At 37.0% G+C, this 24,859-nt stretch carries 25 protein-coding genes, 1 tRNA gene and 2 pseudogenes; 2 read left to right on the top strand and 26 right to left on the bottom strand.

Annotation, left to right across the window (positions count from 1 at the left end; genetic code table 11):
• Nucleotides 1-18 precede the first annotated feature (18 nt).
• The 9 genes from clpP to OXPF_RS02540 form a co-directional block, all read right to left on the bottom strand.
• The gene (clpP, locus tag OXPF_RS02580) at nt 19-603 is read right to left on the bottom strand and encodes an ATP-dependent Clp endopeptidase proteolytic subunit ClpP (RefSeq protein WP_054873646.1); all 585 of its coding nucleotides are present in this window, start codon (nt 601-603) and stop codon (nt 19-21) included.
• Between the two features lie 106 nt (nt 604-709).
• Entirely contained in the window at nt 710-1,999 is a 1,290-nt protein-coding gene (tig, locus tag OXPF_RS02575; protein ID WP_054873645.1) for a trigger factor, read from the bottom strand.
• A gap of 197 nt (nt 2,000-2,196) precedes the next feature.
• Nucleotides 2,197-3,087 carry a hypothetical protein gene (locus OXPF_RS02570; RefSeq protein ID WP_054873644.1) on the bottom strand — a complete coding sequence of 297 codons (891 nt, stop codon included), beginning with the start codon at nt 3,085-3,087 and terminating at the stop codon, nt 2,197-2,199.
• A 164-nt stretch (nt 3,088-3,251) separates the two neighbouring features.
• Nucleotides 3,252-4,046, bottom strand: coding sequence for a sugar phosphate isomerase/epimerase family protein (locus tag OXPF_RS02565; protein WP_054873643.1), 795 nt, complete (start codon nt 4,044-4,046; stop codon nt 3,252-3,254).
• Between the two features lie 114 nt (nt 4,047-4,160).
• The gene (locus OXPF_RS02560; protein ID WP_054873642.1) at nt 4,161-5,498 is read right to left on the bottom strand and encodes a hypothetical protein; all 1,338 of its coding nucleotides are present in this window, start codon (nt 5,496-5,498) and stop codon (nt 4,161-4,163) included.
• Between the two features lie 122 nt (nt 5,499-5,620).
• Nucleotides 5,621-6,520, bottom strand: coding sequence for a hypothetical protein (locus OXPF_RS02555; protein ID WP_054873641.1), 900 nt, complete (start codon nt 6,518-6,520; stop codon nt 5,621-5,623).
• A 120-nt stretch (nt 6,521-6,640) separates the two neighbouring features.
• Nucleotides 6,641-7,729: a hypothetical protein gene (locus OXPF_RS02550; RefSeq protein ID WP_054873640.1), complete on the bottom strand. Its 1,089-nt coding sequence runs from the start codon at nt 7,727-7,729 to the stop codon at nt 6,641-6,643.
• Between the two features lie 11 nt (nt 7,730-7,740).
• A complete protein-coding gene (locus tag OXPF_RS02545) occupies nt 7,741-8,541 on the bottom strand; it encodes a TolB-like translocation protein (protein ID WP_054873639.1) in 801 nt (266 codons plus the stop codon).
• A 133-nt stretch (nt 8,542-8,674) separates the two neighbouring features.
• Nucleotides 8,675-9,199 (bottom strand): hypothetical protein, encoded by a 525-nt coding sequence (locus OXPF_RS02540; RefSeq protein WP_054873638.1) that lies wholly within the window; start codon nt 9,197-9,199, stop codon nt 8,675-8,677.
• 175 nt (nt 9,200-9,374) lie between these two features.
• On the opposite strand from OXPF_RS02540, the pseudogene OXPF_RS21575 reads away from it, so the two are divergent.
• A pseudogene (locus tag OXPF_RS21575) lies at nt 9,375-9,518 on the top strand (MerR family DNA-binding transcriptional regulator); the annotation flags it as partial.
• 30 nt (nt 9,519-9,548) lie between these two features.
• Here OXPF_RS21575 and OXPF_RS22275 read toward each other — a convergent pair.
• From OXPF_RS22275 to OXPF_RS02475, 15 genes and pseudogenes are all read right to left on the bottom strand, one after another.
• Complete coding sequence (locus OXPF_RS22275; RefSeq protein WP_160317129.1) at nt 9,549-9,740, bottom strand: hypothetical protein; 192 nt, start codon at nt 9,738-9,740, stop codon at nt 9,549-9,551.
• Nucleotides 9,741-9,841: 101 nt separating this feature from the next.
• Nucleotides 9,842-9,917 (bottom strand) — tRNA-Lys (locus tag OXPF_RS02535).
• A gap of 93 nt (nt 9,918-10,010) precedes the next feature.
• Nucleotides 10,011-10,976, bottom strand: coding sequence for a patatin-like phospholipase family protein (locus OXPF_RS02530; protein WP_054873637.1), 966 nt, complete (start codon nt 10,974-10,976; stop codon nt 10,011-10,013).
• A gap of 144 nt (nt 10,977-11,120) precedes the next feature.
• Nucleotides 11,121-11,507 (bottom strand): DUF8180 domain-containing protein, encoded by a 387-nt coding sequence (locus OXPF_RS23275; RefSeq protein WP_054873636.1) that lies wholly within the window; start codon nt 11,505-11,507, stop codon nt 11,121-11,123.
• A gap of 34 nt (nt 11,508-11,541) precedes the next feature.
• On the bottom strand, nt 11,542-12,396 hold the full coding sequence (locus OXPF_RS02520) for a bifunctional 5,10-methylenetetrahydrofolate dehydrogenase/5,10-methenyltetrahydrofolate cyclohydrolase (protein ID WP_054873635.1): 855 nt from the start codon (nt 12,394-12,396) through the stop codon (nt 11,542-11,544).
• A 22-nt stretch (nt 12,397-12,418) separates the two neighbouring features.
• A complete protein-coding gene (locus OXPF_RS02515) occupies nt 12,419-13,045 on the bottom strand; it encodes a cyclodeaminase/cyclohydrolase family protein (protein WP_054873634.1) in 627 nt (208 codons plus the stop codon).
• 26 nt (nt 13,046-13,071) lie between these two features.
• On the bottom strand, nt 13,072-14,748 hold the full coding sequence (locus tag OXPF_RS02510) for a formate--tetrahydrofolate ligase (RefSeq protein WP_054873633.1): 1,677 nt from the start codon (nt 14,746-14,748) through the stop codon (nt 13,072-13,074).
• 381 nt (nt 14,749-15,129) lie between these two features.
• On the bottom strand, nt 15,130-17,169 hold the full coding sequence (locus tag OXPF_RS02505; RefSeq protein WP_054873632.1) for a thioredoxin domain-containing protein: 2,040 nt from the start codon (nt 17,167-17,169) through the stop codon (nt 15,130-15,132).
• Nucleotides 17,170-17,434: 265 nt separating this feature from the next.
• Nucleotides 17,435-17,836, bottom strand: coding sequence for a VOC family protein (locus OXPF_RS02500; protein ID WP_054873631.1), 402 nt, complete (start codon nt 17,834-17,836; stop codon nt 17,435-17,437).
• A 100-nt stretch (nt 17,837-17,936) separates the two neighbouring features.
• Nucleotides 17,937-18,084: pseudogene (locus OXPF_RS21565) on the bottom strand (DUF255 domain-containing protein); the annotation flags it as partial.
• Nucleotides 18,085-18,156: 72 nt separating this feature from the next.
• The gene (locus OXPF_RS22270; RefSeq protein ID WP_054873630.1) at nt 18,157-18,624 is read right to left on the bottom strand and encodes a hypothetical protein; all 468 of its coding nucleotides are present in this window, start codon (nt 18,622-18,624) and stop codon (nt 18,157-18,159) included.
• A 66-nt stretch (nt 18,625-18,690) separates the two neighbouring features.
• Complete coding sequence (locus OXPF_RS02490; RefSeq protein ID WP_054873629.1) at nt 18,691-19,068, bottom strand: hypothetical protein; 378 nt, start codon at nt 19,066-19,068, stop codon at nt 18,691-18,693.
• Nucleotides 19,069-19,377: 309 nt separating this feature from the next.
• Nucleotides 19,378-20,115 (bottom strand): ABC transporter permease, encoded by a 738-nt coding sequence (locus OXPF_RS02485; RefSeq protein WP_054873628.1) that lies wholly within the window; start codon nt 20,113-20,115, stop codon nt 19,378-19,380.
• Nucleotides 20,112-20,846, bottom strand: coding sequence for an ABC transporter ATP-binding protein (locus OXPF_RS02480; RefSeq protein ID WP_054873627.1), 735 nt, complete (start codon nt 20,844-20,846; stop codon nt 20,112-20,114). Before OXPF_RS02480 ends, OXPF_RS02485 begins: the two co-directional genes overlap by 4 nt.
• Entirely contained in the window at nt 20,843-21,280 is a 438-nt protein-coding gene (locus OXPF_RS02475; RefSeq protein WP_054873680.1) for a helix-turn-helix transcriptional regulator, read from the bottom strand. Before OXPF_RS02475 ends, OXPF_RS02480 begins: the two co-directional genes overlap by 4 nt.
• A 405-nt stretch (nt 21,281-21,685) precedes the next feature.
• Here OXPF_RS02475 and OXPF_RS02470 point away from each other — a divergent pair, with 405 nt between their 5' ends.
• Nucleotides 21,686-22,075, top strand: coding sequence for a response regulator transcription factor (locus OXPF_RS02470; RefSeq protein ID WP_242854300.1), 390 nt, complete (start codon nt 21,686-21,688; stop codon nt 22,073-22,075).
• Between the two features lie 198 nt (nt 22,076-22,273).
• Here OXPF_RS02470 and OXPF_RS02465 read toward each other — a convergent pair whose 3' ends face one another.
• On the bottom strand, nt 22,274-23,308 hold the full coding sequence (locus OXPF_RS02465; protein ID WP_054873626.1) for a uroporphyrinogen decarboxylase family protein: 1,035 nt from the start codon (nt 23,306-23,308) through the stop codon (nt 22,274-22,276).
• A gap of 120 nt (nt 23,309-23,428) precedes the next feature.
• Nucleotides 23,429-24,823 (bottom strand): MFS transporter, encoded by a 1,395-nt coding sequence (locus tag OXPF_RS02460; protein WP_160317128.1) that lies wholly within the window; start codon nt 24,821-24,823, stop codon nt 23,429-23,431.
• Nucleotides 24,824-24,859: the final 36 nt, after the last annotated feature.

The raw sequence follows: 24,859 nt of genomic DNA, 5'->3' as shown, positions 1-24,859 counted from the left end.
CTCTCTTGGCTTAATTTGCTATCTATTGGTTATTACCTTATCGATAATACCATATGCTTTTGCTTCTTCTGCAGACATAAAATAGTCTCTTTCAACGTCTCTTTCAATTTTCTCAAGAGGCTGACCTGTTCTCTCGCTCAATATGGAATTCAGGCGTTTTTTCATCCTGATTATATGTTCAGCATGTATAGCAATGTCCGTAGCCTGACCTTGAAGGCCGCTTAATATCGGCTGGTGGATCATTACTTCTGCATTCGGGAGGCAGTAACGTTTCCCCTTGGCACCTGCATTTAACAGGAATGCACCCATAGAAGCAGCCATACCCACGCATATGGTGGAGACATCAGGTTTTATATACTGCATTGTATCATAAATTGCAAATCCTGCAGTGATAGAACCACCAGGACTGTTTATATATAAGGATATGTCCTTATCTGGATCCTCTGCTTCAAGAAATAAAAGCTGGGCTACAATCAGACTGGCAGAAACATCATTTACATCTTCTCCCAGGAATATAATCCTATCCTTCAGAAGCCTTGAATAAATGTCATAGGACCTTTCTCCGCGGTTTGTTTGTTCAACAACAATAGGTACTAAACTCATTAGTAATCCCTCCTAATAACAATAAGGATTTTTATTACCCGGTCGTTATAACTATTTTAGCACTCTTTTTTAAATACTCAAATATTATTTTCTCTAATTTATCAATTTATGCAGCCGTTACAGCATTTTGAATAAGAAAATCTACTGTTTTATTAGCCGCAACATCACTCTTTATAATATTTCTTTCTCTTTCCTTGATGGTAGCCTTGAATTTATCGGCCTGCTGACCGTACTGCGCAGCCATTTTTTCAAGTTCAGCCTGTATTTCTTCTTCAGTAACATCGAAGTTTTCTATTTTGCTTATTTTTTCTATAACCAGGGCTGTCTTAACCTTATTAAAACATGTCTCTCTATATTCTTCCCTTATTTGCTCTTCCGTAGTATTCAAATACATAGCATACTGTTCAAGAGTAATGCCCTGATATCTTAACCTATATGATAATTCTTCTATCATATAATCTATTTCTTTTGTCACCATGACTTCGGGAATATCAGCCTTTGCATTTTCAACGACTTTTTTAATAACAGCATCCTCAAAATCCCTTTTTGCCTTTGCATCGTTGGTTTCCTGAAGCTTTTTCCTTATATCCGCCTTTAATTCATCTAAGGTTTCAAATTCTGAAACATCCTTTGCAAATTCATCATCCACCGGAAGAAGTTCCTTGTATTTTATTTCATTAATTTTTACTTTGAAAACAGAAGGCTTTCCTGCCAGGTTTTCCGCCCTGTAATCTTCAGGGAAAGAAACGTTAACCTCCACCTCTTCACCTGTCTTTTTTCCGATAAGCTGCTCTTCAAATCCGGGAATGAAAGTACCGCTTCCTATTTCTAAGGAATAGTTTTCACCCTTTCCGCCTTCGAAAGCCACATCATCAACGAAACCTTCAAAGTCAATGACAGCTGTATCGCCGTTTTCTGCAACACCATCCTCTTTTGTAATAATTCTGGCATTCTTTTGTCTCATGGCATCAATCTGCTTATCTATATCTTCATCTGTCACCGGATATTCCACTTTGGCTACTTCCACGCCTTTGTACTGTCCTAATTCAACTTCGGGCTTCACGGTAACAGTTGCTGTATATACAAAATCCTTTCCCTTGCCGATTTCCTTTACATCTACCTGTGGCCTGTCAACAGGTTCAATCTTGCTGTCATCAATTGCCACAGGGTAACTTTCTTCAACGGCAAGTTCCATGGCATCCTCATAAAATACTTCCTCACCGTACATCTTCTCAATTATTTCCTTTGGCACCTTGCCCTTTCTGAATCCGGGCACATTAAACTTCTGCACGTTCTTGCGATAAGATTTATCAACATATTTTTTAAAATCCTCGGAAGGTACAGTTATCTCCAGAGTAGCAGTATTATTTTCTAATTTTTGCATATTTACGCTCATTTGTTCTTCCTCCTTTACATAAGCGGGGTGGATTCTACTGGGTTTATAACTAGATAATTATATCATAATTATTGACAATTGCCAATTTATAATACAAAAAACAGCAGTAAACCGCTGGTTTCAGAAAATATAAGATAAAGGGAGTACAATAATTATATATGCTTGATGAAAGGCTTATATATTCATTTTTATTTTAATTAATCAATAGACATGCAAAAAACACTGTCCCTGTCTTTTTTGCCGTCAATCCATAATAAATGTCTTTTTGATGCTGTGGGAATAATTAAACTGCTGTAATCCTGCAGGGTTTTTATAGTTTTCATATTATTTATATCATAGATGTGGATATCAAACATATAAGTTTCATGGCCATCTTTTTTTACTGTCCACACCAGGGTATTATCTTTTCCCTTATATAATTCTATCCATTTATTGCTTTCATAAATCTTTATAAGCTGTCCATTTAATATATTATATGAATAAATATAGTGTTTATTATTTACGCAGCTTTGGTAAACTATATAACCGTCTGCCATAATGATTTTGTTTATATAACCTCTTGAGGTTATGACCAGCCTGTTGTTTTTCTTTATATCATAAATTACAATCAGGCATTTATCTCTGAATATCTGCAGCCAGCCGCAGTAGCCATATCCTATTACCGGAGTTCCGAAAATATGATGGTAGTTTCCGATTGACTTTTCCTTATTTTCATTTATATCAAACAGTATTATTTCGTAACCGCGCTTTAATACTATATTATTTTCCCATATTCCGCCCAGGATTACATTGGAGCTTGATAATTCTATCTCATCAAGTTCCATGGTGTTGGTATCCATTATCCCAATTCCTCTCTTGTTCCCTGAGTACTCAAAAACTATTTTGTTATCGTAGGAATGGACGTTAAAGCATATGAGGTTTTTCATATTCAATATTCTGGTTTTGTGCGTAATAACGTTATAAACTGTAATTTTACTGTTATTTAACGAGTTTTGAATAAATACCGCATTATCAGCCGATAGCACCGGCTCTTCGATTTCTTTCATAAGCCTTGCGGGAAGAATCCTGTTAAAGCTTAAGTTCCACATTTTTTCACCACCCATTAGCGTTATTAGCCCTCGGCATAAAATAACTTGTGTTTTCTCACTGCAATATATTCTATAAAAGTTTTACCTGTGAATTTAAGTTTTAGACAAAATAATAACCCCCTTGTAAAAACAAAGAGGTTAACCGAATATTCCCATATATTTTATTATAAGGCTTCGTAAGATAGGCGCAATAAATTTCCCGCATCCCTTAGTTCGGCATGATTTAAATAATTATTTCTATATACTTCAATTATGTAATTTCCGCTATACCCGTAACTTTCAACAGTTCTGAAGAAGTCCGCAAAATTCATGTCTCCATTGCCCGGCAAAAGACATGAATTTTCACTGTTGCTGTCGCTAATATGAATATTTATAAGCCTATCTTTATATATCTTTAGATAATCTTCAAAGTCAAAATTGCTTTTTCTGGCCTGTTTGACATCCAATGTAAACTTAAGATTATCCGATTTTATATGCTCTAAAACCCTGCCTATAAAGTCAGGATCATGGGAGCTGCACCAGGCCACATTCTCCCATGCAAGGATAATGCCGTAATCCTTCGCCGTCTCAGACAGCATATCCATATGTTCTGCTATTTTTTGGTAATCAGTTATTTCATCGGCAAACTGCCTTAATCCATGGAAAACATAGGATTTAGCCCCCAATATTTTTCCGGCATTGCATATACTTTTAAATATTTGGTACATATCATCTGCCCTTCGTTTATAGGCATCAAAAAGATGGGGCTCAAAGGTACCGGCAAAGGCATGAACGGAATTAACGCTTATATTATATTTATCGCACTTTTCCCTTAATGCCTTGCAATAATCTTCTTTATATTCATAGTAGGATTCCAGGAAAAATTCCATAATATCAAAGCCTAAGCTTTTGCATATTAAAACAGTATCTTCGGTAACTACTTCAGGATAAAAACATGCAGATGATATTCCTATATCCATAATTTTTCCTCCGATATTATATATAAATACTTCCATTTATATTCTTTTAAGCAATCCTTTATGCTAATTATAGTATTCTATATATAATACCATATCATTTTATTTACAATTTATCTATCTCATCCTGCTGAATACATATTCTTCGTCACCAAAAAACATATTGTTTATTCCCTCATCCATGCTGCATTGAAAAGCTAAAGCCGCCCAGCAAGAGGAGGATACGGATTCCAAATTAACAATATCTATTTTATTGTCCAGATTGGAGCTGTGGGGCACCCCCCGTGGCAGAAGACTTGTGGATACAGTATTTTGAAATTCCTCGATGTTTTTAAGTATTCCACCGGCTCTTTCTGCTTCATTGAATTTCAATAGAGCTATAGATGCTTTGCTGGTCCCCTGACCCCATATATAGCCTCCGTTTCCCTCAGAGTCATCTATTCTATATCCTTCTGTCGCACCTATGTCCTTATTTAACTTATCCAGAGCTTCAATTAACTGTGCCGCCTCATAGCTTATTTTATCACTTTGGTTTAAAGACAGCACCGTCATGGCGCCTAATAGTTGGGAGTCTAAGTTTAATCCGCTTAATTTTTCCTTCCCTGAGTAGCCCTTTATAAAGACTCCGTTATCATAGCAATTACTTATGATCCAATCCATTATATTATATGAAGCAAAAAGCTTTTCCCTGTATTCGTCGTAATTGGTATTGATATTGCAAAGGGCATAATCCCGCAGTGCAAAATATCCGTAAACGTTGGTCCTCATGGTGCGGGTTCCATCTTCTCCCACTATTGTATCATACAGGCCTTGACTTATATTATCCGTTTTTTTCAATATGTAATCTGCCGACTTTTTCATCGCATCTAAAAAACGTTCATCCTTATTTTTAATGGTATAATACGAATAGGCATATAAAATAAGAGAATTGTTGCCTGTATCAGTTGATATGTAATCCTCTCCGTTTACCTTCATTACTTTACCTGCGGTATCGTAAAAATCATACCAGGAACCGTCGCTGTTTTGAATTGAGGATAATCCCTCCAGAATACTTAAAGCTCCATTATTCGCTTCTTCAGTGCCATGATTAATTAATGTGATGGCCGCAATTGCATTATCTGTTGCGTAAGATCTTCCTTTTAATGCTCCTCCAATTGCATCGTCTACAACCCTGTAGCTTTCTATTAAGCTTCTCTCCTTTTTTTGATTTATAATAAAATTTATTATTTCATCGTAGGCTCCTCCCTCTTTTATTGCCGGTACCTCTTCATTATTTTCAGGAAATGTAACCGAGCTATTATCAGCTTCACTTTCATTTGAATCTGGGTTTATTATGCTGGAAACCTCTTTGTTCTCAATAAGCTGTGTAATAATTTCCTTGACGTTTATATCAAAGTAATAGCAAATACAGGCTATAAAAAAAATAACAATAAAAATCTTTGTCAGTGCTTTCATTTTTTCATCCCCCTTTTATTCTCATAGTATCTTATACTCGGTTTTGAAAAAAATATGACTGTTTTAAATTTTTTATACTGCTCCAAAAGCTTAAGCTCAAAGAAAAAGGTGCCAATGGCACCTTATTGAAGTTCGCTTAATGGCAGTGCAACATATTTGCTGCAGGCCTTATGCTGGTCAACTTTGATATTATTCTTTTGGCATTCTCCTTCGACATTGTCAAAGGTTTTAAAATAGGCACAGCTTTTACAGGTTCCATAAGCTATGGATTCGCCGGATAGCGTCGGCCTGTTTTCCAGATAAAACTTTAGATAATAAGTATAAGCGTTTTTATAATCTCCGCTTTTTTCACACTTTTTTCCTTCAAGGTAATCATTAGTTATTGGTATTCTTGATAAATACCTGAGTGCCGTTTTAATAAAAACAACAGCGTGTTTTATATCTTCCGTATTTCTGCACATATAGCTTGAATATTCAAAGCAATCTAAGAGGTATACATCCCTTATTGGCGTTTCACCTGTTGCAGGATAGGCTTTTTCATATAATTCATACCGGGACGTCATAACCTTGTCGATTATCTTTTCAAATTCACTTTTTCTTCCTTGGATAAGATATCCAAAGGCTCTTCTTAACCACAAATCCTCTATATAAGGTATTTTTGAAATTCCGGTATTATCGGCTAAGATTAAGTCTTTGGACCAGTATCTTTCTGCAATATCCAATGCCCTGTATGCTTTATTAAACTTTTCCTGTTCAATGTAAGTTTTGGAAAGTACATATAAATTCCAAACACCAATGCTGGTTTCCTTTATGTCCTCCTTGCTTAAATTGGCCTTTTCAGCTATATCCTCACTGATACGTACGCTTATATCAAAGCTTCCGCAGCTTCTGTGCAGCCCTCCTATAAATGAAATCATTTCCATGTTCTGCGGATCTTCCAGATATATATCTAATAAAACAGAAGGTACCTTGCCTCTTAGTGCAGTTATATCATAAAGTTTAAACCTTCTAGATGCCCCCAAATATATCACTCCTTCAAGAAATTAGATAAAAAGATTGTATATACTACTATAGTATTCAAAAGATACGAAAATGCGAAACCCTGCCTTAAATTTAGGCAGGGTTTATTTTTGAATTTTAAATTAATGAAACTCGACTGAAATCACATCATCACCTATATCCACTAAAACCGCATTGTCGGCAGTCCACTCCACATTGCTGTTTTCTGGAATGGATACTGCTGAATTGATTGGATAGCTCAGGGTTTCCACAGAATCTTCATGGAAATTTATGACTGCGATTATGTATTTCCCGTCAGATTGTGACCTTGCAATATATGCGTATTTTTCACTGTCCTGATACCATTGACCATAGCCTATATAGTTATAGCCGCTGAGCCTTGGTATTGACCGTATTCTTTTGCCTGTCCCATCCATAATATAAAGCCTGCTGTAATCGGGTTTACCATCGCTCGCCGTCTCAGTACACATTATTTTCGTTCCGTCAGGTGTCATACCTATTATGAAACTATTCTTTACTTCTATATTTTCATATGAGCCGTCGGCAGTATTAATGGCAGCCATAATATCTGCATCAAGTACCAATAACTTCCCGTCATCTCTGTTTCCCAATACCTTGAAATCTTCATTTAACGGGGTATATACCTTTGTCATTCTTCCTGTCTCAATCTCTATTTCCCATATGGATATTTTAGGATTGTTCGAAGCATCGGGTAAATTAGAAAAAAATCTTATTTTTCCATCGGAAGTAAACTCCGGTTTGTCAGCCCATATGTATACAGGATTATTTCCTGTAACAATGCTCTTATTAATTCCTTCATATACATCGGGAGTTATTTTACTGTTGGTGCCGTTGTTAAAAAACGCCCAGATATGGCCATCTTTGCCTATGTATGCGGCAGTAGTACCGCTTGACAGTATGTCATATTTGCTTTTATTGCTCACGGGGTGGATGGCGTATATTTTCACTATATCGCCGGTTTTTAAATATTCAACAGTTATATTGTCATCCCCCGGCAAAGTGAGGTTGTATTCTCCGAATCTGGTATCCTGGGAATTATTGACGGCGCTCTCACCATCTTCGCCAATTTCAGACAGTTCTTCACCATTATCATTCAATTTTGAAGGATTATATAAATTGCTTACATATACCATCCCTATTATTGCAATTAAAACCATGGTAACGGCAATTGCAATGGAAGACTTCTTCATATTATGCCCCCTTAGCTAATCTTTTGGATACCCCTTGTTTTGGCATTCAATATATACTTCTGTCCGCCAAATTCAATAATCAAATCCCCCTCAGGAGTAAAATCCCCGTAAGTCGCAGGTTCTTGCTCACCTTTTTGAAGAATCAATCTGTTGTTGCTGCCATCGCTGTTAACAACCCACAAATAATATGAGTTTACCTTCTTAAACCATGGCAGATTAGACTGGTATAAAATCCTGCCGTCCTTTAAAAATTTAGGCCGCGACGCCCAGCTGTAATTGTTGTACACAGCCATTATATCAGCTTTTTTGTATTCCCTGTAATTGTCTGGATTAAGTTTCAAATGCTTGCCGTCAACATGATATAACCAGATGTCGCTGGTTCTCGGATTTTCAAATACGATAGCTTTACCGTCCTCGCTTATGTCGTAATAAATTCCGATATTTACAGAGTTGATTTCTTTGAATTTGATATTATCCCCCAGTTTTTCATATATCAAAAATATGTGCTCTGTATCCGTCAATTGAAAAATAAATTCTCCCTGGGAAGTTTTAGGTTCTTCCGGTAAAACCTGCGGACTTTCCTCTAATTCCGTATCTTTATCTTGTTTTTTTTCCTCTGCATCATTTTCAACATCGGCTTTTGAGAATAAGTTAATATTGCTTACCATATTCTTAAAATTTGTAATGATAGATCTGTCATAAGTTACTATAATAATTACCAGAGCAACAAAAATAATACCTAACCGAAAAAACATCCTTCTTCGTCTCATTATCTTATGGTAATTATTATTAAAGATACTGGGCTTTCCCATTGTATTTCCTCCTGACTGTTATCGTTATAAAGTAAAGAGTACTAATTAAAAATATCCTTATTATATATTATACCTTAAATTAGCATAATCTCCTACTTCATTTAGCATAAGTGCCAGGAAATATATAGCAATTCTAATTGAAGCTCTTAAGCCCTATGTTTACCCTGCCTATATTATCTATATATAATGATGCATGTATTATACCTACGCCTCTTTTTATGCAAAAGCTGTTATCCTGATTGGATAAATCTTTAAGATGAAGAAGTATGCAATCGGGTATAACTCTGGTTCCGTTCTTAAAGGTATAATCGGAATTTACTATTTTAAATGTTCCGAAATTATTAGACCATTCAGTCCCTGTCACCACCGGGCCTTTAAGTATCTCACCATTTTGAACCTCCTGAAATTCCGCCATATCATTCAGTGAGCCTTCATGACCTTTACCCAATGCTATGACGGATAAATCAACATTGCTTTTTATTATCACCGTAGTTTTTAAATTATTAACCGACAGCCTTAAAAGATATATATTATTGTTTCGCTCCGTAATCTCCATTGTAACGTCGCCGCCCAATAAACTCATCAGCGTGCTCTGGGGCTTGTAAACCCATTTCCTTCCTACTTTAAGAGGTATAATATCCGAAATAAGGTTGTTCACCATTATTCCTCCCAAAAACATGATTATACTATCATAATATTTATGAATAATATTAATGCTACTTATATGAGCATAAAATATTTTATATGCATGGAAAAATTAAAACTCTCCATTATATCACCAGACCTTTATATTATGATATTATTTAGGAGCTGAATGGTGGTGATACGGTTAAATGAATATATATAAAACCTCAGAAATTTCGCACCGTATTGGAACTCATCCCAATACGGTGCGTCTTTATGAGAAGCTTGAACTTATTCCCAAACCTGAGAGGAAAGCAAACAGCTATCGCGTTTTTACAGATTTTCATATAAAATAGCTGACATATTACCACTTACACAGGGCATTAAACTTCTGAAGGGCGCTTCCTGGGTTTGCCTATGGATAGTGTTTTCATTCCCGCCATTGTTATGATTGCTCTTGCGGTGATACGTATAAGAATTTTCCTCGGCTTTTTCAAATGGAAATAACAAGTTACTTTCTCCGCCGGGGCTATATCAATGATATTCTTTCTGAATGACATTATATTCATTCTCAATTTGCAGAACAAATATTATTGCAATATCACAGACTTTTACCCGCCGGGCGCACCACCACATGAAAGGCGCCCATATTTTCCGCAGAAAATATGGGCGCCTTTGGTGGGCCATCAGGGACTCGAACCCGGGACACCCTGATTAAGAGTCAGGTGCTCTACCAACTGAGCTAATGGCCCAAATATTGAGACATATTATATTTTAATATAATTGCCCCATATTATCAATATCAATGATGAAATTATTTTTGAAATGTATTTGGTACATATACTTCATTTTGACCTGAATGCCTGTATATAGTTATTGAAATTCCATTTTTCAAAGAAGTGCTTTGCTGCCTTATAACCTGAATTATAAAGCTCTGATTCCTTTTCCTTGCTTAAATTAAAATCCGTGGTTTTTACTCCCAAGGTTGGTATAGCAATGGTCCTGTTAAAATTGCTGATTTCGATATATCTCTGATCGAAGGCTTCCATCATGGTGGATAATATGCTTAAAATATAATTGATTGTGCTTTTTCCCTCTTTATTTTCCTGCAATTCAGGGTCCACCAGCTTAAAACCAAAGGTAGGCCAGGATGGTATGCCTTCTTCATCAAAGAGCCACACCGGGAAATTGCTTAAAAGTCCGCCGTCCACAATAAAGCTTTTGCGATTTCTGTTTCCTTTTTTATAGCGAACTACTACAGGCTTATAATAAAGAGGTATACCCATGCTCATTCGAACTGCCTTTGCTATATCCAGTTCATCAGGATCAATACCATATAAGATTATATCCTGGGGCAGGACTAAAAGCCTTTTCTGGCTGATATCCGATGCTATTACCCTCAGTTTATATTTATACATATCATCCTCATCCTCTGTCCTTATATCCTTGAACTTCTCTTTGCCCTTTGCCTTATACTTCTCTCTAAGCCATTGCTCAATATAGTCCCCTTTGTATACTCCCCTTACGCTCATGATGGATAATATGGGTCCTATAATTGGTATATTGCTCAGCATTGTCTTATCATTAAACGCACTGAAGTTAAGCTCGCAGATTATATCCTTTATTTCCTTTGAATTATAGCCAACAGCAATGAGGGAAGCGACAATTGCTCCGGCTGAAGTCCCCGCCACATTAACCCATCTGTATCCTACCTCTTCTGCTGCAAGCAATGCACCGGCCAACGCTATTCCCTTTACTCCGCCGCCTTCGAAAACGGCATCGGCATTTGTAATTCTAACTGATACTGGCATAATCCACCCCATACATAATTAATAACAAATACATACTTTTACATTATATTATAATTCATACCTTTATGTGCTTTTCTGCAGCTTTTCAATGCAAAAAATTAAAGATGAGCCTGCTTAAAAATATTTATGCAGGCTCATCTTCTTTTATTCTAAACTGATTTGGGCGCTTTTCAGGGCTTCGTTAGCCTTACTGACCAATTCAACGGCTTCCATAATAAGCTGTGCCGTATCTTTTTTGTTCATAGCTTCAGCTTTTTTTGCCCAATCCTCATAGCTCTTCTGATGCTCCTGGTTGTGTTCTATCCAGTGAGGTAAGAGTATTTTGATTTTATCCAAATCGTTCTTTTCATCATTAGAATATGATTCACCGTGCTCATGCTCATGATTATCATCATGCACATGACTGTGATCATGGGTATGAATGTGGTCGTGATCATGATTATGGCTGTGGTCATGGTTATGTTCATGTTCATGCATATACTTGTGCTCATGTTCATGTGTATGGCCGTGATCGTTGCCGTGGTTTTCCATAGTGTCACTCCCATTCTTATTTTAAAGTTTGTTTTTAGAGGTTATTTAAAGCTTTGCAAGCTTTTATAACATGCTTAGCGAGTATGGAAGTAGTAACTGAACCAACACCGCCTGGAACAGGTGTTATTAATGAAGCCTTTTCAACGCAAGCTTCAGTATCAACATCTCCGCAGAGGTTACCGTTTTCATCTAAGTTAATGCCTACGTCCATAACTACAGCGCCTTCTTTAATGAAGTCTGCTTTTACCATCTTTGCTTTACCGATACCTGCAACGACGATATCTGCTTCGCTTACTACTTTAGGAAGGTCCTTTGTCCTTGAATGGCAGATTGTAACTGTAGCATTTTCGTTTAAGAGCAATAACGTTGCAGGTTTTCCAACAACCATTGATCTTCCGAGAACAACAGCTTTTTTGCCTTCCATTGGTACGTTATAATATTTTAAAATTTCGATAACAGCTGTAGGAGTGCAGGGCGGGAATCCGCTTTTATCCCCTTCGAGAAGCTTTGCAGCATTTACAGGGCTGAAGCAGTCAATATCCTTTTCCGGAGCAATTTCATATTTGATTACTTCTTCGCTTAATTGTTTTGGTAATGGTCTGAATATCAATATACCGTGTACATTTGAATCATTGTTGATTTTTCTTAATTCAGCGATAAAATCATCCTGAGTAATATCTAAGGGTAATTCTTTTACCTCAGTTGCAAGGCCAACTTTCTGGCATTTGCTTAAAGCACCCTTTTCATATGCCAAGTCATCAGGTCTTGCTCCAACTCTTACTATAGTAAGCTTTGGTGTAATTCCTTTTGCATTAAGGGCAGCAACCTCTGCTGTCAAATCATCGGTCATTTTATCTGCGACCGGTTTTCCTTTAATAATTTCGCCCATTTTTTACACCTCCAAAACTTAATTAAAGTATTTCTAATACTCTTTCATACACTTTATCAGCAATTTTTACGCCGTCATTTACCAACCTGTCCGTTTCTTCCTTTACTTTGCTTACGAATTCCTGGTCTTTTATCATATTAATATTGATTATTACATTTAACTGTCCGCTTATAATAGCTGCCCTTAAGCACTGTACTCCAACGCCTACGTCGCTTATGGCAAGCTTAGAGCCTTTCTCAACCAGTTCTTCATGAAGCTTTATTGCTTCATAGCATTTCCTTACTATTTTAATTGGTACTCCACAGGCATTTTTCAATGCTTCCTGCAATACCTTTTCTTTTTCAGCCTTTTCTGCATCGGTTTCTGCTGGAAGGCCGTATGCTTTTGAAAGGGGTAAAAATTCTTCAGCATCTTCATCAACCATATCAAGAAGCTCCTGCTGAAGAGTTAGGGATTCCTTCAATATTTTCTGTATATCTTCTTCGTATTGAGCATATTTTTTCTTGCCTGATGTTAGGTTGCACACCATGCCTGCAAGAGCAGTACCCATACTTCCAACTAAAGCTGCTGCCCCGCCTCCGCCGGGAACAGCAGCTTTAGAAGAAAGAACATCTACAAATTCCGTACAAGATTTATTTACTAATTTCAATGTCCTTCCTCCTAACTATTTATAGATTAGAACAATCCGGCAATTTTTCCGGCTGCATCAACGTCGATCTTTTCTGCAGATGGAACTTTCGGAAGTCCAGGCATTGTCATTATTTCTCCAGTGAGGGCAACTACGAAGCCAGCACCAGCGGATATCTTAACCTGTCTGACTGTGATAGTAAAGCCAGTAGGTCTTCCGAGTTTAGTCTGGTCGTCAGTAAGTGAATACTGAGTTTTTGCCATACATATTGGAGTTTTGTCAAATCCAAGATCAGTAAGAGTTTTAATTTCTTTTTCTGCAGCAGCTGTGAAGTTTACGCCGTCTGCACCGTATACTTTAGTAGCTATAGCTTTAATCTTATCTTTGATTGACATATTAACATCATAGCAGAACTGGAAGTTCTTTTCGCCTGATTCGATGAGTCTTAATACTTCGTTAGCAAGCTCTACTCCGCCTTCTCCGCCTTTTGCCCAAACTTCTGACAAAGCAACGTTTACGCCAAGTTCTTTGCACTTAGTTCTAACCAGTTCAAGCTCAGCTTCAGTATCAAGCGGGAATCTGTTTATTGCAACAACTGCAGGAAGTCCGAATACTTTTGTAATATTTTCAACATGCTTTAAGAGATTTGGAAGTCCTTTTTCAAGAGCTTCTAAGTTTTCATTTCCTAAATCAGCTTTTGGAACTCCGCCGTTGTATTTAAGTGCTCTTACTGTAGCAACTATAACAACTGCGTTTGGTTCTAAACCGGCCATTCTACACTTGATATCAAGGAATTTTTCTGCTCCGAGATCAGCGCCGAAACCAGCTTCTGTAACAACATAGTCAGCAAAATGCATAGCCATCTTTGTTGCAGTAACTGAGTTACAGCCGTGAGCTATATTAGCGAATGGTCCTCCATGGATAAATGCAGGAGTTCCTTCGAGAGTCTGAACGAGGTTTGGTTTTAATGCATCTTTTAAGAGTGCAGCCATAGCACCGTGTGCATTTAAATCTTTTGCAGTAATTGGCTTGCTGTCCCTAGTGTAAGCAACAATGATTCTTCCAAGTCTTTCTTTTAAGTCAATTATATCGCTTGCAAGGCAGAATACAGCCATAACTTCTGATGCAACAGTAATGTCGAAGCCGTCTTCTCTTGGGACACCGTTTGTAGAACCGCCAAGACCGTCAGTTATAAATCTTAACTGTCTGTCGTTCATGTCCATTGCTCTTCTCCAGGTGATCTTCCTTGTATCTATTCCAAGGGCATTTCCTTGATAAATGTGATTGTCCAACATAGCTGCAAGTAGGTTGTTTGCTGCTCCTATAGCATGGAAGTCACCTGTAAAATGAAGGTTTATATCTTCCATTGGAACAACCTGTGCATATCCGCCGCCTGCTGCTCCGCCTTTAACTCCGAAAACCGGTCCTAATGATGGTTCTCTTAAAGCAACCAACACATTCTTTCCAATTTTTGATAAAGCATCTGCAACACCTATTGTAGTAGTTGTTTTTCCTTCTCCTGCAGGAGTTGGGTTAATAGCTGTAACAAGTATTAATTTTGCTTTTTTACCAGTTTCCCTCTTAAGAAGGTTGTAGTCGACCTTTGCTTTGTATTTTCCGTAGAGTTCAAGGTCATCTTCTGACAGGCCCAATTTCTTACCTATCTCCCTGATGTCTTTCAACGTGGCTTCTTGAGCGATTTCAATATCGGATTTAAATCCCATGTATGTTACCTCCCTGGTATAAAATTATATTTATTTTTTATCTCCTCATTTGTAAATTTACACTTTATAAGGAGATTAAAATACTGCAGGATACTTAAAAAATACAACAATTATATTTTGTGCCAAGAACACACAAAAAATACTGAGTTAAATTGTTAACAAAACCCAGAAATAGATTTATCGTGCTGTTATACAAAAATTATGTACAAGGACTATGTATTGTATATTATAGCATAGATTATCAATGAATTCTTGTAAAAATTTTTAATTTGTTAAACACTTTCCACATAATTTTCATATAATAAATATATATGAAGATTTTTTTTAATTTTCAATGACACTTAATTAACAGGGTTATCCTTTCTATTTTCGACTAATTATTTAACTCAGCTGCTCCTTTAATTTATGAGCATCTGTTATAGGGCTTTTACAGGAGTAATCCTGGCATATATATACAGTAGTCTTTTCGTCCTTTTTTCCCATGGCCTTTAAGAATGGATTTATCTCTTCTAAATATGTACTTCCATCATTTAATACAACAGTAGCAAAGGGCAGAAACACATCATTTATTTCATTTAATATATGCTGAGTTTCGGCATCCTCCCTCTTTCCTGCTACAAGTATTTCTTTTGTTTCGCTGATTGAAAACATTACTCCTAGCATATAAAAGGTGTAATACATTGGGGTATCATTTACAATGCCGCCAAAAGATTTTATTATTTCATGGGCCTTTTCTTTCAAGCTTTCATTTCCTGAAAAATTATACAGCCTGAGCATATTGTATAAAGAAACGGAATTTCCCGAAGGCATAGCTCCGTCATATATTTCTTTAGGGCGGGTTATTAATTCCTCACTGTCAGTACCATATAAATATAGCCCTCCTGCTTCGTCGTCCCAAAATAATTTAATCATATCCTCATTCAATTTTAAAGCTTTTTTTAGATACAACGGGTCTAATAAAGCCTGATATAGCTCTATAAGCCCCCATATTAAAAAGGCATAATCATCAAGATATCCTAAATTGGCCGTTTCTCCCTCCCTATACCTTAAAAGAAGCCTTCCGTCTTTTCTTACAAGCTTTTCAAGTAAAAAATCAGCAGCCTTTTTTGATTCCATTATATATTCATCATTTTTAAATACCCGGCCGCCAAGGGATAGTGCGGCAATCATAAGGCCGTTCCAGGAGGTAAGTATTTTATCATCCTTTAAGGGATGAATCCTCTTTTCCCTGTAATCGAAGAGTTTTTTTCTGATTAAATCCAGTTTATGTTTTAGCTCATTATTACTTTCAATTTCATCAATATCGCTTTGTATAAGGTTAGGGATATTTTTACCTTCAAAATTACCTCTCTCAGTTATATCATAGTATTTTAAAAATAATTCTCCGCCTTCTCCTGCAGCTTCCATTACGTCTTCCGTTGTCCAAACATAAAATTTGCCCTCTTCACCTTCCGAATCAGCATCCTCAGCAGAGTAAAATCCCCCTTCTGGTGAAATCATATCCCTCATTACATAGGTAAAAATTTTTTGGGCAATTTCTTTGTAGATTGTTTTTCTGGTTATTTGATAAGCCTCCGTATAAGCTAATGCCATTAGAGCATTGTCATAAAGCATTTTTTCAAAATGAGGAACAAGCCATTTTCTGTCGGTGGAGTATCTGGAAAATCCATATCCTACATGGTCGAAAACTCCTCCCTTATACATAGATATCAAGGTGTTTTCGACAATATTAAGAGCCTTTTCATCTCCTTGGCTTTTATAATATCTCATGAGAAATAAAAGGTTGTGAGGAGTTGGAAATTTGGGCGAGTTGCCGAAGCCTCCATATAAAGTATCGTAGAAATTTTGCAGCCCCATAAAACATTCCTTCACTGTTTCTTTGCCTACAAAAGCATCGTCATAAACAATCGATGATGATTTTATTGCAGCTGTTATCTCATCACTGGATTTTATAAGCTCTTCTCTTTTTTCATCCCAGGATTTTTTTATTTCATTGAGTAATTCAACCAAACCTATCCTTCCGTACCTGTTTCTTTTAGAAAAATATGTGCCTGCATAAAAAGGCTTTTTATCCGGTGTCATAAATATTGTTAAAGGCCAGCCTCCGCTGCCGGTCAAGGACTGGCATACGGCCATATATATGCTGTCTACATCCGGTCGCTCTTCACGGTCTACTTTAATTGAAACAAAATGCTTATTTAAAATTTCCGCGACATCTTCATCTTCAAAGCTTTCCTTTTCCATGACATGACACCAGTGACAAGTAGAATAGCCGATGGAAAGAAAAATTGGTTTATCTTCCTGCCTTGCTTTTTCAAAGGCTTCTTCAGACCAGGGGTACCAATCCACTGGATTATGGGCATGCTGCAAAAGATAGGGGGATTTTTCGTTGATTAATTTATTTGATATTTTATTTTTCATTGTGTACCTCATTTTCCAATTTACTAATTTATGAGTAGTGTTTCCACTGGTATGTAAATAATACCGCTGATTTCCAATTAAGATCGGCATCTTCATTAATTGGCAAAAATTTGAGCATGGAGCTTCTCATTATTCTGTAGTAATACATTATCCCATTAAAGAAACAACCCATTAATTTTTAAATTAATGGGTTGTTTCTACATTAAGTGCATGTTTCTTGCACTAAACTAACGCAGAAAATGCATATACTCGGTATATGATAAAGTTAATATAAATATCCCCAAACGACAAAACAAAATGGATGCCCCACAGGGTCAATCATGACCGTCCACTCGTCGCAATACTGGGTGTCTGCTTTCGTTGCCCCGCATGAAATTGCGTGTTTCACAGCACGTTCCATATCTTCCTTACTTTGTATCGCAAAGTCGATGTGTAACATTTGCTGCTGCGCATTAGGTTCTTCTGGCCAAACAGGCGGAACATAGTCAGTGTTGGTTTGAAAAGCAATCCTAGCACCGCCCAGCGGAGAATGGATGGCTAGAAAATCCTCTTCCTCTGCAGAATCCTTTTCCCATCCAAGCATCCGAATATAAAAATCAGACAAAGCTTGAATATCGGGGCAATCAAGTACAATTGACTTCAATTTGATTGTAGGTATGTTATTCATTTACTTCTCCTTTCCACGATATAAAGCTTTCATTATAATTTCGCATTTTTCTATTTTTGTAAATCTAGTAATTTCAACGATTTCAAAGGTGCATTTTACGAACATGCCACCAATGACAAGTGGAATAGCCTATGGAAAGAAATATTGGTTTATCTTCAAATTTTGCTTTTGTAAAGGCTAGGGGTACCAGTCCATTATAGATATGCTGTAAAAGGGATTTCACTAATCACCTTATTGGGTATTCGAATCGAATTTGTAACAGGACATCACCTGCTTCTCATTAATAGGTAATAGGATTAGTATGATAATCCGAATGTTATTTATTCAATACCAATTTTAATATGATTGAGATTGCCGCCATTCTCAACTTCTTTTATATACCCCAGTATTTTTTGCCCAAATAAAGTGATATGGAACCGCTCTATATTATTTGGAGATGATGTCCCCGTTGTCATCATGAAATCCAGCTGTAAAACACCTAAACTCTCCAGTTTAAGAATTGATTTCGCCATATATGTCCACTTAAGTGAAGTAGCCCCCTGCTCATTGCTGCACTCATAATTCAATAATATCCCCATATATGGAACATCAAGTTTATTTGTTATGGTGAAGTCTAACCACATTATAGTATTCTCGCCATATAAAATATTCCTGTCGTACCACCTAGTGGGTCTATATCCTGATAAACTACCTTGCTTCTCTGATAACTTTTCTCGTTCTTGTTCTTCATGTGCCGCTTTTGCCTCGGCTATTTTTTTCGTATATTCAGTGCGTGGACCAGCTTTCAAATAGTTAATTACTTTTTTTAAAAGCTCAATATCATTTGCATTTAATTGCCTGATTATTTCACAAGCTTATTCTGTCATGGCTTGCTCTTCATTCATTATGTAATCAATCATGGCTAAATTAAACGTATCCACAGTTTCCGGCAATGCGGATAAGCATAGATGCTTTAAGTTGTTTCTAACAACATAAGTTCCATGCTCATCCAATCTGTTTAGTTTTAATTTAAAAATTTCTATTTCAATATTCTTTGCCTCTAATGCATCTTGCAGACTTTTAAGTCGCTTTTCTGTACTTTGAGAATCAAAATACGAAAACAATTCATTTGCCACTGAGGAAATAACAGGAATAGCAAGAAAAGCTGGATGAACTAATGCTAATACAGAAGCTATTGGTGATGCTACATTTGCAGCAGAAATAACTTTTTTATAAACCCTACCTTTTTTCATGTATTTCTTTAACCTCACTATATTTTAAAATTATTATTATCAATCCTCGGTATTAAATGCTTTTAAATTTGTCCTCTATAACTCAATTATATTTCCATATATGGCCAAATTCAACCTGTATGACTACGTATTTTCCTAAAATAGATAGAAGGAAGTGCATATTTATTTTATTTAAAATCAAGCTAATTTTTTTATGCCAAAATTATGCTAAGCATATTACTCAAATAAAATAAAGGATACTTACTTAAATCAAGAGTAGCATCCTTTTATTTTATCTGAATGTTATTTTAATTCTAATTTTATTATAAACTATTCTTTGTCGCCGCTCATCTTCTTTCTGAATACAATAACTGCAATAACCATTATAACAACGGCATATCCAATTACCCACCATAGATGCGGTAAAATCGAAGAATAGTCTCCGGAAAGGGCAGCTCTGCCCGCGTCCACAGCGTGAGCAAACGGAAGCATATATGCGATACTTTTGAACCAACCGCCAATCAGATTTAAGTCAAACCATGTTCCGCTCAACCATGCGCTTAAATTAGTCAATAGTGCTCCGCAGATGCTGCTCACCTGCTTTTCATTTAATACACTTCCTGCTAACAATCCGATTCCTATAAACAGCACGGCTGTTGGTATAAGCACAATAAGAGTAAGCAAAACATTGACACTTACCGACAGCCCTAAGAAAAATGCTGCAACAAAGCTTATGGCAATTTGAAGAATCGCCATGGGTAAAAGCGGAAGAGTGTATCCAATGATATAATCAGAGGCAGAAAGGGGAGTCGTGAACAACCGCATCAAAAATGAGGTGCCTCTGTCTATAGCTATCAACATTCCGGAGAATATCGAAACGAAAGAAAGACCAAAAACCGCTATTCCCGGGATAATTTTATCAATGACAAACATTTCAACAGGGATATTGGCTTGAATGGCAGATAACAGCAATAATACAGCCAATGGAAAACCTATGCCAAATACCATATTCAAAGGATCCCTGAGAATCTCTTTACGGTTACGTGCAGCAAATGCTAATGATTTCATACTCCTGCCTCCTTTTTTGCAGCCAGTGAAACAAAGGCATCTTCAAGTGTTCTGGATTTGGTCTCTGCGATCAATTCCCCTGCGGTTCCAATTGCCTTTAATTCTCCTTTCGCTATGACTCCTATTCTGTCCGAAAGTGCTTCTGCTTCCTCCATATAATGGGTTGTAAGAATTATAGTGATATTTCCTTTTAATTTCTCAATGGCAGTCCACAGCTCTCGTCTTGCGATAACATCAAGTCCCAGTGTAGGTTCATCAAGAAAAAGTATCTTCGGGTTGGAAATAAGTGCCATTGCAATACTAAGTCGTCTCTGGGTTCCTCCCGATAAAGTTTTTGCTTTATCTTTAGCCACTTCTGTAAGATTAAAAGTTGTAAGCATCTCCTCCACTTTTATTTCTATATCTTTCTTGCCAAATCCATATATCTGAGTGATCAGTTCAAGATTTTCCTTTACAGATAAATTGCGAGCTACAGCAGTTTCCTGGGGTGACACATTAATCTTTTCCTTTACTGCATGGGGATTTGAGACAATACTGTCTCCAAGCAAAGTTGCATCGCCGCTGGTAGGACTGCTAAGGCAAGTCAGCATCTTAATAGTTGTAGTCTTACCTGCACCATTCAATCCCAGCAAAGCAAAGAGTTCACCTTGTTCAATAGAAAGATTGAGAGTATTCACAGCGGTTTTCTCCTGGAACTTCTTTGTCAAATTCATTGTTTGTATTGCAATCATTCATCTTCCTCCTTATATTCCTGTACATTGAAGATTTCACGTGCAAACTGCAGGAAATTCTCGTTTTTAACGATTGCAATTCCCTGGGCTTCATCACCGAGAACCAATAAGCTGTCTCCGGGATAAATGTTAAATATCTCTCTTGCTTTTTTAGGAATTACGATTTGTCCTCGTTCTCCAACCTTTACTAATCCATATATGTGTTTCCCCTTCGGCGGAATACCTATCTTTTCTTTATCTTCAGAATAATTTACCAAATCATCCAATGTCACTCCATATAATTCTGCCAGTATCATGCAATTATTGATATCCGGAACTGTTTCCGCGTTTTCCCATTTCGCAACAGCTTGTCTTGAAACACCGATTTTATCAGCAACTTCTTCTTGTGTGTATCTACGCACTTTTCTCAATTTCCTCAAGTTCGTACTTATCATACTTTTCACATCCTTTATAATAATTATACAGTGCATTATCAAATACTCCACCAATCGAAGACAGCATACAATGTTATCTTCGGTTTGCATTTATTTTATGCTTTTATAAAGATCAACAATAATAAAGGATACTAAATTATTAGTACCCTTTATTTGAAAGTTATATCCTGCTTATCTTCAGCTTGAATGCTATAAAATTGACATTAGGATAAAAAGAATAAAATTTAAATTTAATATATGTATGCTTTAATATTTGATAAAACTACTTGGTAAATCCTAAGTAGTTTTTTGTATATCTTTTTATAACTTTGAAAATGTCCATTCCAATATCCTCCATGCTAAATTTACAACTCTATTACATCCCCTATTTACTATATATGATAAAATAAGAGCGGAGGTGGTCTTATGGCACACATCCTCATAGTCGAGGACGAAAAACCCATAAACGATCTTATTGCTATGAACCTCGAGCTTGTTGGCCATACCAGCTACCAGGCATACGAAGGCAATGAGGCGATTGAATATTTAAAACAGAATATATATTCACTTATTATAATGGACATAATGCTTCCGGGCATGGACGGTTTCTCCCTAATGCAGTATATCCCCGAAAATACACCGGTGATTTTCCTTACTGCCATGGGTAATCTTTCCGACAGAGTAAAAGGCCTTAAACTGGGTGCTGACGATTATATAGTTAAATCCTTTGAAACAGTTGAGCTGTTGGCGCGTATTGAAGCTGTGCTCAGGCGGATGAATAGGGCAGTAAACATTTTTTCTTGTGAAAATTATTAAAAATATAAAGACAATGATAAAGTAAATTTGGGGTAACTAAATTTTTATGAGATTATATTTTATGAATTATACAATGTTGATTATATATAGCTATATATGAAAAAGGGTGCATAATGCACCCTTTTGCTTGTCGGAAAAATCATATGACTTTGACTTTTTCAAACAATTAATACTGACTTTTCAGCAGTATGTTTTAAACTATCTTGATTTCTTATAAAAATCTTTTCCATATTTGATCATTTCGTCTTTGACCCATGTATCCACCATCGGCATTACAGGATCACCGTATTCACCGAGGGGATTTGCTGCTACGGCGTATCCACCGCCTGGTGCGTAACGGTCGATGGTATCTCTGATGCTCTGCCTTACTTCTTCTTCATTGACAACTGGCCAAGCAGATGGAATTTTCCAATCCCAGCAGCCGCACAATGCTATCTTACCTTTATATTTTTCTTTTACAGCAAGAATATCATTTGATGTTTGTGCTGGATCCCAATATTTAACGCCGAAATCCATCATATCTTCAACAAAGTCTTCGCAGCGCCCGCAGTTATGGAATTGAATCGGTATACCCCTGTCGTTAGCAGGTTTCGCCAGTCTTTGATAGATTGGTTTTAATAGGTCTCGGTACATTTCAAGCGAAACAAATGGGTTTTGTTTCGCCGCAGTATCATCCCCCATATTATAAATATCCGGTTTATAATAATCTAAAGTCTTTTCTATTATAGGAAGATAAAAGTCTGCCATATAATTGAACAATTCTTTAACGGCTTCCGGTTCTTCGAACATTGCTATCAAACCCTCATTAAACCCCATAAATGACATCAATGACTGAAATGGCGCAAATTGAGATTGGGACAGCATTGCCGTTTGAGTCCGGTCAATTTTTGCTGCTTCGATATCCTTTTTAGCCATAGCTTCCCAGTCAATACTATCGGGAATTTTAGGCGCCTTTATTACTCTATCCCACTTTGTGACATCTTCGAGGATAAAGTTATTGGGTTCAGGCAGCGCCTGATAGCCGGTTGATTTGCTTGATACATATTTGACGCCCCAAATATTGGTCCCCCCCTCAGGTCCGCTGAAATTAACATTAAATATGTTCGGACTTACGGACTTCGTCGTCAGCATTCCATTGAATGGAATACCATAAATCATATAAATAGGTACGTAATCAGGCATTTCGCCCTTTGCCAGTCTTAAATAATTTTCTTTTGGCGTTAATTCTCTCATATTTACTCTCCCTTCATAACCAATTCTTTAGGCATTATTGCTGCAGCTGTCAGCGCCTCTTTTTGTGCTTAAAAACACTTTTGTATTTCACCAGTTGTGAAACCAACAAAAACATAATTATTAAGCAATGCTTTTAGCCGCTATTTCTTCACGGTATTGCTTAATTTTTTCGGCGGTAAGGCGGTATCCCAACAGGAATATTAAGGCTCCCGCGACCATCAATGCGCCCGGAATTCCAATGAACATATTTCCGATAGCAGCCTTGAGCCCTGGACTTGCCAGTTTTGGTTCGAGAGCTGCACTGTATCCTCCGACGGCGAGCATTCCGGTGATTATCAGATTTTTAATGAGCCCCGATGCTCTAAGGGGTACCTGCATGAGACCCATAATCCAGCCGGAAGCGTTTTTACCCATCTTCCATTCGCTGTAGATGACGGCATCGGCATAAAGTACAGGAATCGTAGTGTAAGCAATTCCGAGAAACAGCTGAGCCAGTATTAAAAAGGTCATTACAAGCATAGTATTGAGGTAGAATGCTCGGGCAAAACAAAGGAATATACCAAGCCCGAAAAATGCGACTATTCCAGTGTTTCTTGACCCGATTTTTTGAACGAAGAATTTCATTATGTAAGCACCGACAATAGCACATAGGTTAGCAACAAAAAGGTAAGTAGTCTGAAGAGCCATGTTTTGAGCAACATATTGGAAGAAGTAAATTGTAGCGGACTGCATTGTGAAGGAAACTATCCATCTGGCAATGTCCATAAACATCATTGCAAGAAGGTGTGGATTTTGTATGAGGGAAGACCATAGCTGTTTGCCGCTGGTTTTAGCCTGCCTTTCTTTCGGTTTCGCAAGTTCCTGGGCGCCGGTTTCTTCGTATCCGGCTGTCATCTTGAAGTGTGCATAGAAGCCGAGGGCACACAGAACACAAAAAGTAAATTGTACTGCTCTATAAGCAAGTGTTTCGTTATTAAGCAAAAGTGTCATGAGGGCTACGAATGGGGTCCCTACATAAGCCCACATAACCTTTGAAAGATTATTATACATTCCTCTTGTAGCGGACATCTGTGCCTTTTCTTCCGGTGTGCTCGCAATTACGGCAATCAACGACGCGTTGGTAACATACATAAAGTTGGTTGCCAGGCTTCCTATGAATGCAAATACCACACAAAGAGTAGGCGCGAGAATATCTCCGCCAATCTTAGACCACTGCATACTAAAGAATATAAGCATTATCGGTATAGGAACAATCAGCCAGGAACGATAGCGCCCCCATTTCATAGGTTTGATACTGTTTATGATAGCACCGAATAAAGGTGAAATTGGTATGCCGATTATTGATGGAAGTGTAGTCATAAGCAAGATAGTAGAAAGTGAAAATTTATTAACATTTGTCAGGAAGTATATCCAAAAATATCCTCCGCAGTTTGTCATAAGCGTGAAACCCAGATCACCTATACCATAAAAGTACTTAATGGTTTTTGAAATTGGCTTTTTCTGAAATGTTTCCATTTTTTCATTATATGACCCATTCATGTTGAATAATAT

Origin of the sequence: Oxobacter pfennigii (assembly GCF_001317355.1) — a bacterium.
Lineage (GTDB): Bacteria > Bacillota > Clostridia > Clostridiales > Oxobacteraceae > Oxobacter > Oxobacter pfennigii.
Note: the sequence above shows the minus strand (reverse complement) of the source record. Positions and strands in the feature narration are given on the sequence as shown.

Coding starts and splice junctions, on each gene's coding strand:
- OXPF_RS02500 (WP_054873631.1), bottom strand. CDS start 17,836: ATGAATAACATACCTACAATCAAATTGAAGTCAATTGTACTTGATTGC.
- OXPF_RS02490 (WP_054873629.1), bottom strand. CDS start 19,068: ATGAAAAAAGGTAGGGTTTATAAAAAAGTTATTTCTGCTGCAAATGTA.
- OXPF_RS02460 (WP_160317128.1), bottom strand. CDS start 24,823: ATGGAAACATTTCAGAAAAAGCCAATTTCAAAAACCATTAAGTACTTT.
- tig (WP_054873645.1), bottom strand. CDS start 1,999: ATGAGCGTAAATATGCAAAAATTAGAAAATAATACTGCTACTCTGGAG.
- OXPF_RS02530 (WP_054873637.1), bottom strand. CDS start 10,976: ATGCCAGTATCAGTTAGAATTACAAATGCCGATGCCGTTTTCGAAGGC.
- OXPF_RS02470 (WP_242854300.1), top strand. CDS start 21,686: ATGGCACACATCCTCATAGTCGAGGACGAAAAACCCATAAACGATCTT.
- OXPF_RS23275 (WP_054873636.1), bottom strand. CDS start 11,507: ATGGAAAACCACGGCAACGATCACGGCCATACACATGAACATGAGCAC.
- OXPF_RS02480 (WP_054873627.1), bottom strand. CDS start 20,846: ATGATTGCAATACAAACAATGAATTTGACAAAGAAGTTCCAGGAGAAA.
- OXPF_RS02550 (WP_054873640.1), bottom strand. CDS start 7,729: ATGAAGAAGTCTTCCATTGCAATTGCCGTTACCATGGTTTTAATTGCA.
- OXPF_RS02475 (WP_054873680.1), bottom strand. CDS start 21,280: ATGATAAGTACGAACTTGAGGAAATTGAGAAAAGTGCGTAGATACACA.
- OXPF_RS02505 (WP_054873632.1), bottom strand. CDS start 17,169: ATGAAAAATAAAATATCAAATAAATTAATCAACGAAAAATCCCCCTAT.
- OXPF_RS02560 (WP_054873642.1), bottom strand. CDS start 5,498: ATGAAAGCACTGACAAAGATTTTTATTGTTATTTTTTTTATAGCCTGT.
- OXPF_RS02465 (WP_054873626.1), bottom strand. CDS start 23,308: ATGAGAGAATTAACGCCAAAAGAAAATTATTTAAGACTGGCAAAGGGC.
- OXPF_RS02565 (WP_054873643.1), bottom strand. CDS start 4,046: ATGGATATAGGAATATCATCTGCATGTTTTTATCCTGAAGTAGTTACC.
- OXPF_RS02570 (WP_054873644.1), bottom strand. CDS start 3,087: ATGTGGAACTTAAGCTTTAACAGGATTCTTCCCGCAAGGCTTATGAAA.
- OXPF_RS02545 (WP_054873639.1), bottom strand. CDS start 8,541: ATGGGAAAGCCCAGTATCTTTAATAATAATTACCATAAGATAATGAGA.
- OXPF_RS02510 (WP_054873633.1), bottom strand. CDS start 14,748: ATGGGATTTAAATCCGATATTGAAATCGCTCAAGAAGCCACGTTGAAA.
- OXPF_RS02485 (WP_054873628.1), bottom strand. CDS start 20,115: ATGAAATCATTAGCATTTGCTGCACGTAACCGTAAAGAGATTCTCAGG.
- OXPF_RS02520 (WP_054873635.1), bottom strand. CDS start 12,396: ATGGGCGAAATTATTAAAGGAAAACCGGTCGCAGATAAAATGACCGAT.
- clpP (WP_054873646.1), bottom strand. CDS start 603: ATGAGTTTAGTACCTATTGTTGTTGAACAAACAAACCGCGGAGAAAGG.